The sequence below is a fragment of the Planktothricoides raciborskii GIHE-MW2 genome (assembly GCF_040564635.1).
Classification (GTDB): domain Bacteria; phylum Cyanobacteriota; class Cyanobacteriia; order Cyanobacteriales; family Laspinemataceae; genus Planktothricoides; species Planktothricoides raciborskii.
Window position 1 is genome coordinate 6,218,440 of sequence record NZ_CP159837.1, and the last position, 16,299, is coordinate 6,234,738.

Genomic DNA, 16,299 nt, shown 5'->3' on the forward strand with positions numbered 1-16,299 from the left:
TAGCTTCGCTTACCGGGTAATGGCTTTGCTATGGTAAGCATTAGTTGGCTGCCCCGAATGCTTCGCCCCTACTGCTGCATTATTTAATTATTATCTAATTTATTAATCTGGAAATATGCCCACAGGATAAAAACATTGGGTTTTATTTATTCCCACCGAAATGAGCGCTAAATTTACTCATTGCTCAATTTCATGTCTAATCCTTCTTTTCGAGTGCAAAGGTCATAATATATAGTAGATTTAATGATTTGGTAAAAGGGGACTAAGACCATCCCAAATAGAATGCCCAGGATGTAAGCAACCAAGAAAGATATGGTAATAAAAATTGGTGAGTTTTGATCCATAGCTAAAGTGTTGATCAGAGTTCTTTGGATGAGATCGGATAAAACGTTAACGACCATTTGCAGGGGTACAAAAATCAATCCGGCGACGATAAAAATTGTAAAAATTTTCCCAGCATAGCCTTTGGTCAGCTTTTGACTTCTTTGAACTGTTCCCCAAGCAGTTAAATTATGCTCGATCGCTAATGGCACTTCAATCAGGGACAATCCAATTGTAAATCGGATGTAAAAAATCAAGAAAGCTGCTATAATAAATAATGCCAATAATCCAGCTATCCAATAAGCTAGGGGAGAAGATTGTGAGCCAATAAGAATGCCTACGACTATGCCCGATCCGAATCCCATCACCACAGCAAAACCCAGACTAACTGCCATAATTAGTAAAAATGCGAAAAAAGAAGCCAGCCACAATTTCCAGATTTTCGGCATGACATGAGCACTGGCTTCTTTAACGGTTTCCGGTTTATTGGTTAAAACTCCAAAAGCCAAGCGGCAAATTAAGGCTAGGTTTGTAATCGATTTAGCCGATGTAAAAATTAATAAGATTAGCCAGATAGGACTGGCAGCCCAGAGAATTGATGGGTTGATTTGCTGGAAAAAAATTAGAAAAGGAATCGGTAGAAGCGTTAAAATAGGGATTAATGCCCATAAGCTGGCGGTGACACCAATCGGGAAGTAGGTAGAAAAGCGATCGCGATAAAGGCGAAGTCCCGCACTAACCACATTTCCCACAGTCATGGGTTTTAATGGAGTATTAGCCATTGGTTTGATGCTCCCAGGTAAGATTGTTCGATCGCGATCTTACGCTACCCTAGAGAAATAGGGAGGCTTATGTTAGCAAAATTTAGCAAAATTTAGCAATAATCAGCAATAATCTATCAATATTTCATCGAGTTTTATGAATATTCGCCGTTGGATTGCCCGCAGGGAAACTAACTGGAAACAATTAGAAACATTGTTAAGAAAAGCTGAAAAAAAAGGGATGTCTCGCTTAAATGCCGATGAGGTGCGGCAGATGGCCAGTTTGTATCGATCGCTTTCTGGGGACTTAGCCCGGGCAAAGACTTACAATGTGGGCAATGCGGTAATCCAAGAATTGCAGCAACTAACTTCTCGCAGTTATAACCAAATTTATCAAGGTTCTCGACGACAAGAATGGCAGAAAGCTTGGGAATTTTGCCTTTGGGGTTTCCCTCAGTTAGTGCAGCAAACGTTTCCCTATATTGCGATCGCTACTGGGCTGTTTCTCTTGGGGGTTTTAGTCGCTTGGTGGTATGCATGGCAAGACCCGATGTTTCTATCATTAATGGTGCCGGAAAGTTTAATCGAAAAAGTGCGCGATCGCGGCGAATTGTGGATGGGTTCTATTGTCGGGTGGGAACCCTTAGCATCGACTTCAATTATGCAGAATAATTTACAGGTTGCCTTTAGCGCCATTGGCGGAGGAATCACTGCCGGTCTTGTGACTGTTTATATTCTAGTTTTCAATGGATTACATATTGGGGCGATCGCCACCTTAGTAGGACAAAATAATTTAGCCTATCCATTTTGGGCATTTGTTTTTCCCCACGGCGCCCTAGAATTACCGGCCATATTTTTTGCTGGTGGTGCGGGATTGCTGATTGCCAGAGGGTTATTATTTCCGGGAAAATATCAACGGGCAGCGGCATTGCGCTTCTATGGTTCCCAAGCCATTCAACTGCTGTTTGGCATCGTGCCAATGTTAATTACTGCCGGAATCATTGAAGGATTTTTATCCCCAAATCCCGCCATTCCTGATATTTTGAAATATATTATCGGCCTGGGAATATTTGGGGTATTTTTTATGTATTGTAGGCGGAAACGTTAATTTTTGGCCTTAATTTTTATCCTCTTTCCTCACAACTGATTTCTCGCTTTTAATCTTAAATATTGATCGACTAATTGGTCGCTAATTTCATGGGCAGGGGCATCAAGAACTAAAACCCCTTTTTGGCGCAATTGGGCAAAGGCAACCTGACGTTGTGCCAGCAAATCAAGGGCAACCGCACGTTCGTAAGTTTGAGGGATTTCCAGGGTGGAGGTATGGGCGATCGCATCGACTTGAGGGTCGCGGAGGGTGACGCAAAACGGCAGATAACGGGGGGCTAACCGCTGCATGGCTGCCAGCAATTCTGCGGAGGCGGTGACATCAATAATATCTGTAATTAAGACTACCAGGGCTCTTCGGCTTTGTTGTTTGGCCACTTTGGTGACAGCCCCCATATAGTCCGGTTCCCAAAGCACCGGCTGAATGGGGGTGAGACGTTCCAGGAGGTGACTGAGTTGGTGTTGACCCCGTTCCGGGGGCATCCATGTCACGACCTCGCGATCGAAAACCCCAACTCCCACGCGATCGCCCCGATTCAACCCCGCCAAAGCCAGACCCAGGGCGGCATTCAGCCCCCAATCAAACCGCTGCAATCCCTTCACCCGCGCCGTCATCAACCGTCCGCGATCGAGCAAAATGATTAAAGTTTGTTCTCGTTCCGCCTCCAAAACCCGCACCTGTAGGGGATTATGCCCAGATAAGCCGGTGCGTCTGGCGGTGGCTTTCCAATCAATCATCCGAGGATCGTCCCCTTGGGTATATTCCCGCAGTTCGGCGAATTCCGTTCCCATAGAAAACCGTCGAGACGATCGCAAACTGCCCGTGGATTGCAAGGTTAAGCGAATCGTCAGCGATCGCAATCCCACCAAATCGGGATATACCGCCACCGTTTGCGGCTGCTTCACTGACCACTGATGCCATGCCAAACCCCACTGCCCCAACTGTCGCACTTGAATATCGCCCCATTCAAATTGACCGCGATCCTCTGGGTGAACCGTATAAGTCAGTTCTTGACTGCTATTCGCCGTTAACGTGGCTTGCAGTTCTTTAGCCGATACTTTGAATTGGAGAGGATAGCCATCGCGGATCGAAATCTGGGCAGTGGTAGCTGGCGATCGCACCGTCAAAGTGACCGGATTATCTCGCCCAATGGATAATTTGCCCAAAGGAGTCCGAGAAATTTCCCCGCGCTGAAATTTGACCCGGAATCCATCCAGAAACACCATCCCCAAAATCAGTCCATCAAATCCCAGGGTCATCATTAGGGCCACTGACTGAGTAAACCACTGGGCAGCAAATAGGGCGATCGCCATCCCCAGTCCCAGCAGTAAAAAAGCGCGTTTTGAGGGAATTATCATCGGTTTGTTGTTGGTTGTTGGTTGTTGGGTAGGGATTCTTTGGGTAGGGATTCTTTGGGTAGGGATTCTTTGGGTAGGGATTCTTTGGGTAGGGATTCTTTGGGTAGGGATTCTTTGGGTAGGGATTCTTTGGGTAGGGATTCTTTGGGTAGGGATTCTTTGGGTAGGGATTCTTTGGGTAGGGATTCTTTGGGTAGGGATTCTTTGGGTAGGGATTCTTTGGGTAGGGATTCTTTGGTTGTTTGTTCTTTGTTGCTGGGTAGGGATTATGCATGTTGTTTGCCCCGGAAGCCCCGGAAGCTCCGGGGCGACCACCCTTCGACAGGCTCAGGGTAAACGGGCGGGATCGCCCCTACACCCTACACCTCTTACCCTGAGCCTGCCGAAGGGCTACACCCTACACCCTCTCTCCCCCGCCCCTCCGCCCCTCCGCTCCTCCGCTCCTCCGCTTCTTATCTCGGAACCCCAACCTGACTCAGTAAACCAGAAATCACCGCATCAATGGCAATGCCGTCAAGTTGGGCTTCCGGTTTGAGGATGAGGCGATGGCGCAACAACGGCAGGGCAACGGCTTTGACATCATCTGGGGTGACGTAATCCCGTCCTTGGATCCAGGAATGGGCTTGACTCGCACGCAACCACAGCACCAGCGATCGCGGTGATGCCCCTAATGCTAAATCTCGATCTTGTCGCGATCGCTCCCCTAGGGCAATTAAATAATCCAAAATACTCTCAGCAACAGTTATTTTGGCAACCGCTTGACGGGCTTGTAAAATCTGTTCTACCGTCGCGATCGCCGCAACTTTATTCACATCTAAAGATTGCTTTTGATGGGCTAATAACATTTGCTTACTGGCGGCGGCATTGGGATAATCTACCATCACCTTAAATAAGAACCGATCTAATTGCGCTTCCGGTAGGGGATAAGTACCTTCAAATTCCAAAGAATTTTGGGTAGCGATCGTCCAAAATAGTGCGGGTAACGGCAAACTTTGCCCGTCTAAAGTCACTTGTTTTTCTTCCATTGCTTCTAGCAATGCGGACTGAGTTTTCGGCGGAGTCCGATTAATTTCATCCGCCAGTAAAATCTCCGTAAAAACTGGCCCTTTTTTCAAGGTAAACGCCCGACTATTCAAATCAAAAATATTCGTCCCTAAAATATCTGCGGGTAAAATATCTGGGGTTAATTGGACTCGCCGAAAATCTGCCTTAATCAAATGAGAGAGGGTTTTTGCCAATAAAGTTTTGCCCGTTCCTGGGACACCTTCTAAAATAATATGTCCCCCGGATAAAAGGGCAACCATCACCTGTTCAACTACCGTTGTTTGTCCCACAACGATGTTATTTAAGGCTTTAATGATATCAGTAATAATTGTGTGATCGAGAGTCATTGCCATTTAGGGTTATTGGGTAGGGATTCTTTGGTTATTGGGTTTTGGTTATTGGCTGTCCCCCCCTTTGAAGGGGGAGTTGGGGGGTTATTGGGTAGGGATTCTTTGGTTATTATCATTACGAATAACCAATCACCAACAACTCCAATAACTATTTACGGATAGCTTGCCATTTTTCTAACCAAAGGCGTAATTTTGCTTCGGATAAAAATCGGCGATCGCTGTCAGATTGTAGTAATAATTGTAACTCAGAAGCATCGCGTCCGGTTTGGTTGTGCCAAGCGGTGATTAAATCTTCCGGAGATAACAAATTCGAGCCTAGTCCTAAACTTTTTTGTAGGGCTAATTGCTCGGCTTTGCTGATAGTTTGAGTGAGAAAATCGCTACTTTCGGCTTTGCGTAAAACGCTGGCCAGGGCTTTGATATAGCTTTCGCTATTATTAATTTGGGGAGACCCGATCGCCTCTGCCTGACCAAAGCGGCGATTTTGGGCGGCGATCGCCACTATAAAGATAATTGCCCCTTGAACAAAAATTAGCAATAAAGGGGTTTTCGCCAAATATGCCCACCAATTGCCCGTCACCTCCGCTTCATCTGCTGCATCCGCATCTCGATAACCGTGCATATATTCATCCACCCAAATCGGCTGATTGGTAGCGGCTAAAAGTTCCGCCAGAAACTCATAATTTCCCGGTTCATGCTGATAAGCATTAGCCGCTAGATAGGGGGTAATTACAGAAATTTCCCGTCCTTTTCCCTTGGTTTCCGCCCACGCCACCGCCCCAAAGCGATCGCCTAATAATTCAACTTGATCGGTTGCCAAAGAAGCCCTTCTTCTGGTTTCAATTTTCACCGTTCCGTGTGGACTATTGAGTTCGCTAGTAAAGGGGGCTTCGGTGACATCTTGCCAAACCCCCAAGGTGACAATGGTATGACCTTGTTCCAACCACGGGTCAACGGATTGATCTAGGGGCGATCGGGTCAAATTTCCCCGTACCCGCAATAAAGTAATCGGGGGTTGATTTTTCAAAGCCGATAAGGGACGTTGCCAACGTTGGATCGGCGTGCCCCGCTGTTCCATAAAAGCGTACCATGCACCATAGCCATTAGGATCTCGACTATAGGTAGAACCGGAACTCAGGCGATCGCGACTGGGGGCAAGTCCCAAAGTCAGCAACATGATCGCCACCAGGGCGATCGCGGCGAATTTTATCCCTTGAGATTTAGATTTCGATTGAAAAACTTTAATCATTTCTGCACAATAGCCTCGTAAGCTTCCTGACAGCGGGCAAACATATCGGCATTTGCCTGTTGCTTACCAAAATAAAGCCGTTCGTGAGTTTCTAGCAACACTTTATAAGCGGAATAGTTCGGTTGTTCCTGGAGAAGTTGATCGTATTCCCGGTCAGTACGACTCACTTGTTGGGGAATAATTCCACGGTCATCTAGCTGCTGCAACATTGCCCTGTATAAACAATAGCAAGCAGCGGTATAATTCCCTTTCTCCTGATATTTTCGCGATCGCCCTAACAAATCTTTAACGGTCAGCGATCGGTTTTCTGAAAAATGCGATCGCCTATCAGAGGTTTTTGACATTTGCCAATACCAAAACTGGACAATCCAGCTTTGGAGTTGCCAACAAACCGCGATCGTCAGCACAATTCCCAGAACATAAAACAACCAGTTAAAATTGCCAGTCGGTACAGTTGGCCAATCTAAAGATGGGAATAGATTCGGGAAAAATTGCGAGAATTTCAACTCCGTCCATTCTTGGAGTTGCTGTTGACCCTGCTGCCAACGCCAGCTTAGATTTGTAGTTTCAAATTCAGCCACAGACATAATCATTAATTTATGGGCATTTTGTAATTTTAATCTATTGTATCTGTTTTTTCAAAAGTAGGGTGTGTTAGGCAACAACATAAAAACCCATAATTATCACCAAAACCCGCACCGTAACGCTTATCCTTACAAATAACTCACAAACAACTCACAAACCACAAATAGGTTGTGTTAGGTAAATTAAGAAATAAAAACAATCAAAAATTATCCTTAATATCATATAATTAATACCATTTACAAAAAATCATGCAACAGTAGAGGCGCTACGTCCAATCGCCCAAATAAACCTTAAAATTGTCGTAGTAGTTTTTAAAATTGGTAAAATAGTCAGTTTTAACCGACTGTAGGGGTCAACGGCCGTTGACCCCTACGGGGATTTTAATCCTCGCCGGATTTTAATCCCCGCAATCGTCGGTTAATTGCGGGGGTACATAAACCGCCGGGGGTTAAAACCCCCGGCTAATAGCGCAAGTCGGTTAAAACCGACTGTGGATTATTTTGAAATTGGTAATACTATTTATAAAAATTCATACAATTTGGGCGCTACGTCCAAGCGCCCAAATAACCATTGGAATTGTAGCAGGAGTTTTTAAAATTGGTATAACCTCTTAAAATAAGACTTTGATAAAAATTAAATAGCAAAAATATTTTTAATAATTATTCACCAAAAAACCTAGACTAATATTACTAATAGACTATTCCATTCCATTGTCCCGATTAAACGGTTAAAGAATAAGGTACTTGGTGAATAAAATTTTCACATATTTTCTTCTGGCTGATCGCCATTTCGTGGGGATGGCTTTTCCCTGGTTAAACCTTTGACAATATTAATATGTTTGAGGCTAATAAACCGATGTTTTGTTTGAGGCTAATAAACCGATATTCATACCCCGTGATAAAATTGGGAATGTTCCAAAATAGCTGACCAATTTTCTGGCAATAAGCGATTAAGTATTCTGCCCCATTCAGTTGTTGAATTACCTCCTTCTCTATGGCTTTTCCTGCTTTCATTTCCATAAAAATGATAAATTTATCCCGATCTTCATCGGAAAATAGAGTCAGCCCCCAGGATCATCTCAATTAAGCGATAAGTAATTATAACGTTTGTAACTGAGCGATCGCCTTCTCCAGTAACTCAGTCATGGCTAACCCCACTCAGAACATCAATATCTGATCTTATCGATTATCACTGCTTTCAGGCATATTTCGCATTCAACCCATTATGCTCCTTGTTGTAACGCGAATACTGCCTGAGTGGAAGGCTAGACCTTGAATACTTTAGTCTGTGAAACTTTTGTATTCAAACTACTAGCCTTGTCTTTATATGAAAAATAGCAGGCTAAATCGAATTTTAGGACTAGAAATACAGCGCCGTCGGGTAGAGCAAGGCTGGTCACAGGAGTATCTGGCAGAAGTTACAGGTCCTGTGCCGTCTGCACAGAACATATATCAGTCAGCTTGAGCGAGGGCTAAAAAGTCCATCTGTTAGAGTTTTTAGTCACATTACTAAAGCTTTAGGGATCTCAATGAGCGAGTTTTTGCAGGTTGTTGAGAAACTCTTAAATGTTGACGGAGAATGAAATTGAACGGTTAAGGCAAGCCATTATTGCAACTATTGCCTCTCCCATGATTGGATCGATAGAGGACTACACATGGGAAGCAATTTTTCATTATGTCAAAGATATTACTTTGTCCGATCCTGCCTTGGGACGCAGCAAGCTTCTCTATGATGCTGTTGACACACAAATCGCAACTGGCTGGTCTTTTAAGTCTTTGCAACTGAAGAATTTCATGGCCACCAATACGTTTTCATTTGTTATTCAAAGGGCGGATATTATTAAAAAGGCTGAAGAACTTGGTTTTCCTGGTTTGGCTGAGAAGTCTTCTCCTGATGAATTACGGGCAGCTATTATTCAGCATTGGAACGACAAGATTATTTCGAGTAAATCAGAGCAAGGTGTCGTGAATAGTTATGAAGGGATACTATTAAAGACAATCGAAGGATGCGAGTACGTCTACTGCGAGTTTTCTCTCGATCCTCTTGATGCAAGTTCCTTAATTAGCGCTTTAATTAGCGCCATATCAATGTTCCTGAATAATTTTTGTGGCAATTGCTTTAGCCATAGGAATAATTTTTGGCGGCCATTGAATAGGGTAGTTTTTCCCACTCCTCTTTTGCCACTAAACATAACTAAATGTCGGGTGTCGTAACGACTAAGAAAGTTGTTTACCAAGTTAAGGTTAGTCATAGAGAAATTAAGTTAAGTAAAGTGATAGGGTGGAGAAACTTGCCCTAATTGTAATTCCCACCTGGGGCAAGCTTTTTGCCAATGCAAGACTTGCTCGATTAGTAAAGGTTCTTCTTGAAAATTGACTAAAAGATAAATTCGTGATTCCGTACCCGGAGAAGGAATAATAATCGTTGATGGATAGCTTTGGGTAACTAAATGAACGAAATTTTGCCATTCTGAACCTTGCAGAATATAAAAGTCTTGTTGGGCTTCATAGTGCTGTTTTTTAGCTAAAAAATATTGTCTTCCCCGGCTCTCAGAAGAGAGTACAGGCTCCTCTAGCTTACGCGGAATACATTTTAAAACATATTCCCCTTTTCCCTCAAGTTGTTCAATTTTTTCTTGATATTCTTGGGCATTAGAACTAAGATGGTTCAGTAAATTGTCTGCCTCTAAAAAAGATGTGCCAAAACGTAAGGGTAAAATAGTCGTTTGCTGAAATAATTCGCAGATGACGCGATCATGACATAAAACGGCTTGAATCAAGCATTCATCATCATTTTGTAAAGTGTCTAAACAAACTTCGGGTTCGACTACGGCTGAGAGGTCTCCACCAGTTATCAGTAACACTGGGTTAGCAATTCCCACCGGCAATGTTAAGCTCTCTATTGGGGGTTTTAAAAAAGCGTAAGTATATAAATTATACAATTTCATAGGGCTTACCAAAGGAAAATTTTAAATTTTTTACAAATCTTTGTATTGGGGCGTTGAATTGATGTTTTAGTCTTTTCAAGACTATAACACCAAATTCTCAGCTATAATATTATAAACTATTCAGGAATTGTTATGACAACCACTCGTGTACCCAGCCCAATTAAACCTAAAATTAGCACTATGCCTCGGAAGCAATCTGAAGCATCTCAGCAACTTGAGCTTTATAAGTTAATTACTGAAAAACAACGCATCCAAAAAGAATTAAAATTTATGGAGCAGCGCATTCAGCAATTAAAAAATCGTCTAACGGTTCTGGATCATCAAATTGAGAGTACAGAACAGAATATTCAAGATTTGCGTGAAGTCAATCCTAGTTTACCTAAAGGGATGCATTCCTCTAAAACTGTTGCTCAATCCTCTAATAATTTTCAAGCCTTTTACCTAGAATATTAAAGCTTAATCAAGGGCGGGTTTTGAGGAAGCCTCGAATTCTTGAGGTGGTAAAACCCGCCTTTACTAAGAAAAGTCATGCTAGAAAAAATCTTAGCTAGTATCAATTTTGAATTTGAAAACGCATAGGATAATAAATCCAACAACCCCTTTGATTTTTTCTAATCATTTTAGAGAGAATATTCAGACTGGTTTTCTACAGCTTCTTCTTCTAAGGCTTGAATTTTTAATAACAGTTCTTCTTCCTTAATTTCAAACTCTTCCTCAGAAATATCGCCCAGATCATAAGCCAGTTGCAAGGCTAATAAAAGTTTGTGTAAATTTTCTGTGTCATCATATTCCGTATTTGCACGCTCTTGAATTTTCTCCCCGATCCACATCAAACCACCAATCGGTCCAGTAACCGGAAAGCATAAAATATCAAGAAACATAATTGATTTTCTCCTTACATGAGTTGGGCAAAGGTATAGGGTGCGGTTAAATTGTTATAGCGAATTCGCAAGCGCTCGCCAAACTCTTGATCGATCGCTTCAACTTTCTGGCTAAATTCAGGCTCTTGATCCCAAGGAATTAAATAAGCTGCATTATAAATCATGTCATCGGTCATCGGCTCGCTTTCGACCATCTCTTGAGCACAATGACTTAATTGCTCTCTAAAGACTTGAATAATATCTTGTTTCCGTTGAAATAAAGTGCCTTCTATGAGTTGACCTATATGGATAATTTCTTCCATTGTTAAGTTTTTCCCCATCATCGCATCCCGTTGTTGCTTTAACTCAGGATTAGACTCCAAAGCCCTTTGTAATTCTGACTGGCTATCCCAAAAAATCTTAATGCTAACTTCTCGTTTGCCTGACAATTTAGCAAATAATTCTTTCAGTTGATTTTTATACGGGTTAATTAATTGTTCTGCCACCGTTTCCCAGGTTTTTACAACTAATCCAAACCGCAATGGAAGCAAAGTTCTAAATCCGGCTTCCATCACGCTTTCTAATACTTTTTCATGGCAAATTAAATACCGACGAGATGCCAAATATTTTTCTTTATGAGCAACGGAGTAGAGAAAACTAAAACCGTCAATCACCTCACAGTGAACGGGTTCATTATCAATCCCTGACAAAACTATTTTGTCAGGAATCTGATCAGCAAATATTCCATATAAATAAAGACCAACCGCCATAAGCATTCTCCAAAATTAAACGGGCTGAGAAGTTAAAACTAAACGCAGTTTTAGATGAATTAAATCAAGTTTTGCTAAACCTAAATCAACATTCCCTTCAACAACAACTCCTGTATTTAAAAGTCGATCAACCAATTCCAATACTGAAGGTTTGGTACTATCTTCTCCTGGGTAATAACTTCCTGGCTCTGGTAAAAGAGTACCAAATTCTCCTAGATTGATATTTAACTCTTTTGGATCAACTTCAAAAATTTCACACAAATGGAGAATCTGTTCTTGTAATTTTTGGATACTTTCTGCGGCTCTATCTAAATCAGACTCACTGATAATTCCGCCTTCCATCCGGCGAATGATTTGGGCTTCGAGCAATTGGCGTACCAATTCCACGACAGTTAACAGTAAAGGTGCTAAACCGGCTTTACTATTACTTTCTGGACGGGTCAGCAAAGCCTCATTAGCAGAATCATAAGGTGTGCAAACAAGTGTCATGATCGCAGTTACGCAGTTAGTGAATCAGTTTTTGACGGCGAATCTCAAGTGTGGAACTTCGCACACTTGATATTTTATCTAAGGTGAAATGACGTAAACCTCCCTCTAACCGATTAGAACTCAAGCTGGGAATTTTCTGGCTTTTCGGAATGTGCTTCATCGTTCGGACTGAGATCATGGCTTTCTACGGCGATCGATTGGGTTAAGGATTTTAAGGCTTAAAGTTCCGCTTCTAAGGTTTGGAGTCGGTTTGAAAGTTCTTGATTTTCTGCTAATAAAGCTTGGGATTGGCTATGGAGATAGGGGTCTCCTTCCCACCAATTAATTCCCATCTCCCGTGCTTTATCAACAGAGGCAATTAACAGACGAATGCGGATATGCAGAAGTTCCGTAGAGGCGATCGAAGTAGAGGCGATCGAAACAGAAATATCGCCCCACAATTCCTTTATCTAAAACTCGTTCAAGGATATCCGCTAAACTCGAACCTTAAGTTGCCGTTGTCAGGGTGTTATTTGAGTGGGTTTTGAGCGGGTTGGCAAAAGTGGAGGAATTCACGGTTGGTTTCACTCAAAAAGAATATAAAACTGGTCTTGTTGTTTCAGCAAGTTCTTTTGCAGTAAAGAACGAATAGCTTTTTCTGCTTGATTTTGCTTGAGGTTTAAAGTTTTGTAAATTTCATGAAAGCTGGCTTTGTGGGTTTGCTCCAAATAATGATAAATTTTTTGTTCATGTTCCTTTAAAGGATCAGGAGGTAACGCACTGGCATCTGGACGCTCCGTTTCCTCTACAACGGGTAAGGATTCTGTCGGATTGCCGTTGAGAATTTCCCATAAAATGGTTGTCGATTTATCAATGGATAAATTCGTGCGCGACAAGAGAACATCTGCACAAATATCGCGGAAATCTGCGTGGTCTGGGGTAGCCACAATATCGTGTTCAGCGCAGACTTTGGCAATCATTAAACAAGAGCGCAAACCTGACGTTTTTTCCGCCGCAGTTTCCAGACGGAAGGTTTTGACGAGGTTGACAATAAATAAGGCATCTTCTCGACGAATTCCTGTTTTTTGGGCGATAATTTCAGTCTGAGTCAGTTCATCCGGTTCAGGCATATTAATTGTCACCAACCGATCCATTAAGGCGTCTTGGGTAGCATGAACCCCACAATATTCTTCCGGGTTGGAGGTAAAAATTGCCCGAAATTGAGAATGGACTTGCAGGTAATCGGGTTGATTACTACTCGGTGGCAGGGTCAGGATTTTTTCTTCTAAGGCAGAGAGTAAAACGTTGTTAACTTCGGGTCGAGAACGGTTAAATTCATCATAAACTAAGGTAAATCCTTCTCGACAGGCCATCGTCAATCGAGAATCCACCCAGTTGTGTTTGAGTTCGTCCTCAACTTTGAGAACGCTGTGGATATAGTTATCCATCAGTTTTTTGTGGGTATAACCAGACTGACTGCCAATTAAATCGGAACTGGTAAAGTCATCATCTCCGAAAATCAGCATTACAGGTCTGGCTAAACAATTGGCCAGGTGCATAGCCAGTGTGGTTTTCCCCGTTCCGGCAGGGCCACGCAGATGAATGGAAAAACCAGAGTGCAGGTAACGTAATGCCCGGACTGTAATTTGATGAATCGAAGGCGTAACGACAAATTGACCAGGGCGAACGCGGAGGACGGATCTTCTTGTTTGAGGTTCAGCAACTGTCATGGTTGAAATCTAGTAAACGTCAATAAATCTGAGAAGTTTGATGGAGAAAGTTGACAAACTGCAAAAAAGTGTGCTAGTGTTAATACGTAGATATATAGTTACCTAACCTAACCTACAATTCTTGCAAATCTGTTGGCGGCAAGACTAACCGTTATTGCCTGCTAAGGGGAACAGGTAACTAGCCTTTTCAGGAATCCCGGCTCCGCCAGAACAAGAATTATACTTTTTAAAAGTTGAGTTCAGTCTTTCAAAAAAAAAGTAGGCTAGGATTAGTCATGTGTATGTACGACCTAAAACTCATTGTTGTATCTTAATAATAACCCTCTAGTTTAGCTAGGAAAAGCAACTAGAGGGTTTTTACTCTAGGCTTGAGTCGGGTTAGAATTAACCTGGAGAATTATTTTCCAAAAATATAGATAGACAACTCTTGGCGAAATTTACGCAAATCTTCTTTTTGCTGTTTCGCTTGAGCTAAACGTTGTTTTTGGGTAGCTGTTAAAAACAGACGGTTTTCTTGTTGCAATTTTTGGTGAAATTGGCGCAGGAAATTCGCTTGTTTTTTCGCTTGAGATAGGCGTTCTTTTTGGGTAGCTGTTAAGAACACGCGGTTTTCTTGTTGCAATTTTTGGTAAAATTCGCGCAAAAAAATCGCTTGCTCCTCAGCTTGCAGTTGCCTTTTAGTTTTGGCATCCGACAGAAAAGCTTGGGTCTCTTGGCAGAGTTCAGCTACTTGTTCAGCAATTGACAAACGCTCCTGTCGGAATTTTTCCATGAGAGCAGGCATGGGTTTTCCTCAATAACACTAGATCATGGATTAACCCCAATCACCAGTCGAAACATTACATTTACCGTGACTGGGGGTTAGACAGTAGAAATAACTGCTTTTCTTTTCTCCCCCGTGGGAGGAATTTTTCCCATTCCCAAAGTCAGGCAATTAAAGAAAAGCAGATACCGCTCAAAAATTTAAAAATTCCTCAGTCGCAAGACTGAAGAATCTATGATTATGTAAGTTCTTAGGCAGGAACCGCAGCCGATTGAGTCAGACCAACGGCTTCAGCATATTTCAGGTAGGTTTCAACAGAAGCGATCACGACTCGGGCTTCAACAGCCAATAATTCAATTCCGACCAGAGAGACGCGAGCCCAAGCATCAATAACGATCCCTTTGTCAAGAATCCGGTCAATAACTTCAGCCAAGCTAGAAGAAGAATTAGTTTTTTCGACAGCCATGGTAATACACCTTTTTGTTTGTCTCATTGTTGATGCTGATTTCATGGAGGAGCTAGAAATGTATTAGTTTTTTCTGGCTGCCTTCATTGTTTCAGCTTCCAAACAATATCATCCGTTCTTTGATGTGTCAATACCTGATGCCCGTTTTTTTTGTTAACAATTGTTAAGAACTTGTAAGAAGTGGGTGTTTCTGATACATTTACGCGACATCCTGTTTTCCGGCTATTCCCGGAAACGGACAATGCTGGCAATATCACCTTTGAACCTGATAGAGGCGGTATCCCGCAAAGCTGGTAGTGCAGGCACCCCCGATCAGATCCAAGAAAAAGGATGAACATTAAAAGAAAACATAGCGATGATTGCTGTTGCTACCTCGTCCCAACTCCTCGATCGCAGGCGACAGACTGGTCGATTCAAGCACCTCAGCCGTAAGGCCGATTCTCTGGATCAAGTTCTTGGGTTTCACCAGAGTGGTATTCAGTCATTGCTGAGGCGGCAAGGAACGCAATAATATCCCCAAAAGCGGCGAAAGCCTCATCCGAGCCCCGTTGATTCTCAATTTCCTCCAGAATAATTGACGCGATCGCATCGGACTCATTTTCAGGTAACGTTTGTAACAGAGCGTTGTAAAATCATAGGATGGTATAAATCGAGGCGAATAAATCTTTCTTGTGAGGCCAGCCGATGATTTATCCCGAATGCCAGTCAAAAAATCTTAATAAATATGGTCATAAAAGAAAAAAAACAAAACTATCGATTCAACGATTTTTGGCTCAGTTTATTGAATATTCCTCGTACAGGGGATATTAAGAAAGCGTTATAAAACACTATATTCTACTTTTATTGGGGATTTTTATCTATTCCACATCAATGGGGATATATTATATCAATTACGCTATCTTCAATATTGTTGTACAAAAATAAGTTATTTTCATGGATTAGATAGATCGTGTAAAGGGTATCAAGTAGAAAAATTTCTGGTTGCTTGTTATTATAGAAACAACTTTCAGATAAAGAATATTCCAAAGAATGACAAAGAAAAATTAGTTATTGGCCAAAAAATTGGTGATATATTATCTGATAATATATCATTATTACAAAAAATCAAGCATCAAACAAACACCAAGAAAACTGGGAGCCAAGAATCAATGTCTCAAGAGATTGCTGTCGGCAAAAAAGTCAAAGTAGTAGGACTACCCCCCTATATTAAAACAGCGGAACCCATCCCAATGCTGCGGCCTCCTAATGTAATTCGCATAGGGGAAGAAGGCATCGTCATTGAACAAAAAGCGATAAATTCTTGGGCGGTTCGGTTTGAGAAAGCGGCGTTTTTAATTGATAGTCAATATATTGAATTAGTGGACTAGACAATCAACCCGGAACCAACCGGGTTTCTGAGACACAAGTGATATGGGGATGGTTGGCGGTGGGGGTCTATGGGATTGCCAAAAAAATCACCAAGAAAGCCCAAGCCAATGTCAAAGGATTACAATTTAGGCAGCAATTTTGATTTTATGGA

Annotated in this window: 19 protein-coding genes; 5 read left to right on the plus strand and 14 right to left on the minus strand. The window is 42.2% G+C overall.

The genetic code is table 11. The annotated features are described in order from the left end of the window. Window positions 1-173: 173 nt before the first annotated feature. Complete coding sequence (locus ABWT76_RS26540; RefSeq protein WP_054467378.1) at window positions 174-1,103, minus strand: hypothetical protein; 930 nt, start codon at window positions 1,101-1,103, stop codon at window positions 174-176. A 136-nt stretch (window positions 1,104-1,239) separates the two neighbouring features. On the opposite strand from ABWT76_RS26540, the gene ABWT76_RS26545 reads away from it, so the two are divergent. After that, window positions 1,240-2,190 (plus strand): stage II sporulation protein M, encoded by a 951-nt coding sequence (locus ABWT76_RS26545; RefSeq protein ID WP_054467381.1) that lies wholly within the window; start codon window positions 1,240-1,242, stop codon window positions 2,188-2,190. Between the two features lie 29 nt (window positions 2,191-2,219). Here ABWT76_RS26545 and ABWT76_RS26550 read toward each other — a convergent pair whose 3' ends face one another. The 5 genes from ABWT76_RS26550 to ABWT76_RS26570 all read right to left on the minus strand — a co-directional run bounded on the left by ABWT76_RS26550 (window position 2,220) and on the right by ABWT76_RS26570 (window position 7,795). Continuing rightward, on the minus strand, window positions 2,220-3,548 hold the full coding sequence (locus tag ABWT76_RS26550) for a DUF58 domain-containing protein (protein WP_199317409.1): 1,329 nt from the start codon (window positions 3,546-3,548) through the stop codon (window positions 2,220-2,222). 452 nt (window positions 3,549-4,000) lie between these two features. Beyond that, window positions 4,001-4,945, minus strand: coding sequence for a MoxR family ATPase (locus ABWT76_RS26555; protein ID WP_322096598.1), 945 nt, complete (start codon window positions 4,943-4,945; stop codon window positions 4,001-4,003). Between the two features lie 145 nt (window positions 4,946-5,090). Further along, on the minus strand, window positions 5,091-6,191 hold the full coding sequence (locus ABWT76_RS26560) for a DUF4350 domain-containing protein (RefSeq protein ID WP_190879373.1): 1,101 nt from the start codon (window positions 6,189-6,191) through the stop codon (window positions 5,091-5,093). Further along, a complete protein-coding gene (locus ABWT76_RS26565) occupies window positions 6,188-6,778 on the minus strand; it encodes a DUF4129 domain-containing protein (protein WP_054470334.1) in 591 nt (196 codons plus the stop codon). Before ABWT76_RS26565 ends, ABWT76_RS26560 begins: the two co-directional genes overlap by 4 nt. A gap of 810 nt (window positions 6,779-7,588) precedes the next feature. Continuing rightward, entirely contained in the window at window positions 7,589-7,795 is a 207-nt protein-coding gene (locus ABWT76_RS26570) for a hypothetical protein (RefSeq protein ID WP_054470335.1), read from the minus strand. A gap of 407 nt (window positions 7,796-8,202) precedes the next feature. On the opposite strand from ABWT76_RS26570, the gene ABWT76_RS26575 reads away from it, so the two are divergent. Both ABWT76_RS26575 and ABWT76_RS26580 read left to right on the plus strand, forming a co-directional pair. Beyond that, window positions 8,203-8,358, plus strand: a complete 156-nt coding sequence (locus ABWT76_RS26575) for a helix-turn-helix transcriptional regulator (protein ID WP_199317411.1) — start codon at window positions 8,203-8,205, stop codon at window positions 8,356-8,358. Beyond that, window positions 8,342-8,989 carry a hypothetical protein gene (locus tag ABWT76_RS26580; RefSeq protein ID WP_197285446.1) on the plus strand — a complete coding sequence of 216 codons (648 nt, stop codon included), beginning with the start codon at window positions 8,342-8,344 and terminating at the stop codon, window positions 8,987-8,989. Before ABWT76_RS26575 ends, ABWT76_RS26580 begins: the two co-directional genes overlap by 17 nt. Window positions 8,990-9,039: 50 nt before the next feature. On the opposite strand, the gene ABWT76_RS26585 is transcribed toward ABWT76_RS26580, so the two are convergent. Beyond that, window positions 9,040-9,723: a GvpL/GvpF family gas vesicle protein gene (locus ABWT76_RS26585; protein WP_354635220.1), complete on the minus strand. Its 684-nt coding sequence runs from the start codon at window positions 9,721-9,723 to the stop codon at window positions 9,040-9,042. 132 nt (window positions 9,724-9,855) lie between these two features. Between ABWT76_RS26585 and ABWT76_RS26590 the strand changes: the two genes are divergently transcribed. Beyond that, a complete protein-coding gene (locus ABWT76_RS26590) occupies window positions 9,856-10,176 on the plus strand; it encodes a gas vesicle protein (protein ID WP_354635188.1) in 321 nt (106 codons plus the stop codon). A gap of 167 nt (window positions 10,177-10,343) precedes the next feature. Here the strand turns inward: ABWT76_RS26590 and ABWT76_RS26595 are convergent, their stop codons facing one another. The 7 genes from ABWT76_RS26595 to gvpA all read right to left on the minus strand — a co-directional run bounded on the left by ABWT76_RS26595 (window position 10,344) and on the right by gvpA (window position 14,780). Next, window positions 10,344-10,604 (minus strand): gas vesicle protein GvpG, encoded by a 261-nt coding sequence (locus ABWT76_RS26595; RefSeq protein ID WP_054470461.1) that lies wholly within the window; start codon window positions 10,602-10,604, stop codon window positions 10,344-10,346. 14 nt (window positions 10,605-10,618) lie between these two features. After that, window positions 10,619-11,353 (minus strand): GvpL/GvpF family gas vesicle protein, encoded by a 735-nt coding sequence (locus tag ABWT76_RS26600; RefSeq protein ID WP_054470463.1) that lies wholly within the window; start codon window positions 11,351-11,353, stop codon window positions 10,619-10,621. A gap of 15 nt (window positions 11,354-11,368) precedes the next feature. After that, window positions 11,369-11,842, minus strand: coding sequence for a gas vesicle protein K (locus ABWT76_RS26605; protein WP_054470466.1), 474 nt, complete (start codon window positions 11,840-11,842; stop codon window positions 11,369-11,371). Between the two features lie 218 nt (window positions 11,843-12,060). Beyond that, on the minus strand, window positions 12,061-12,282 hold the full coding sequence (locus ABWT76_RS26610; RefSeq protein ID WP_369817816.1) for a hypothetical protein: 222 nt from the start codon (window positions 12,280-12,282) through the stop codon (window positions 12,061-12,063). Between the two features lie 123 nt (window positions 12,283-12,405). Beyond that, on the minus strand, window positions 12,406-13,551 hold the full coding sequence (gene gvpN / locus ABWT76_RS26615; RefSeq protein WP_354635221.1) for a gas vesicle protein GvpN: 1,146 nt from the start codon (window positions 13,549-13,551) through the stop codon (window positions 12,406-12,408). 397 nt (window positions 13,552-13,948) lie between these two features. Then, entirely contained in the window at window positions 13,949-14,335 is a 387-nt protein-coding gene (gene gvpC / locus ABWT76_RS26620) for a gas vesicle protein GvpC (RefSeq protein WP_054470494.1), read from the minus strand. Between the two features lie 229 nt (window positions 14,336-14,564). Next, window positions 14,565-14,780, minus strand: coding sequence for a gas vesicle structural protein GvpA (gvpA, locus tag ABWT76_RS26625; protein ID WP_054470142.1), 216 nt, complete (start codon window positions 14,778-14,780; stop codon window positions 14,565-14,567). 1,148 nt (window positions 14,781-15,928) lie between these two features. Between gvpA and sipA the strand changes: the two genes are divergently transcribed. Beyond that, window positions 15,929-16,147, plus strand: a complete 219-nt coding sequence (gene sipA / locus ABWT76_RS26630; RefSeq protein WP_054470140.1) for a regulatory protein SipA — start codon at window positions 15,929-15,931, stop codon at window positions 16,145-16,147. The last annotated feature ends 152 nt before the right edge of the window (window positions 16,148-16,299 follow it).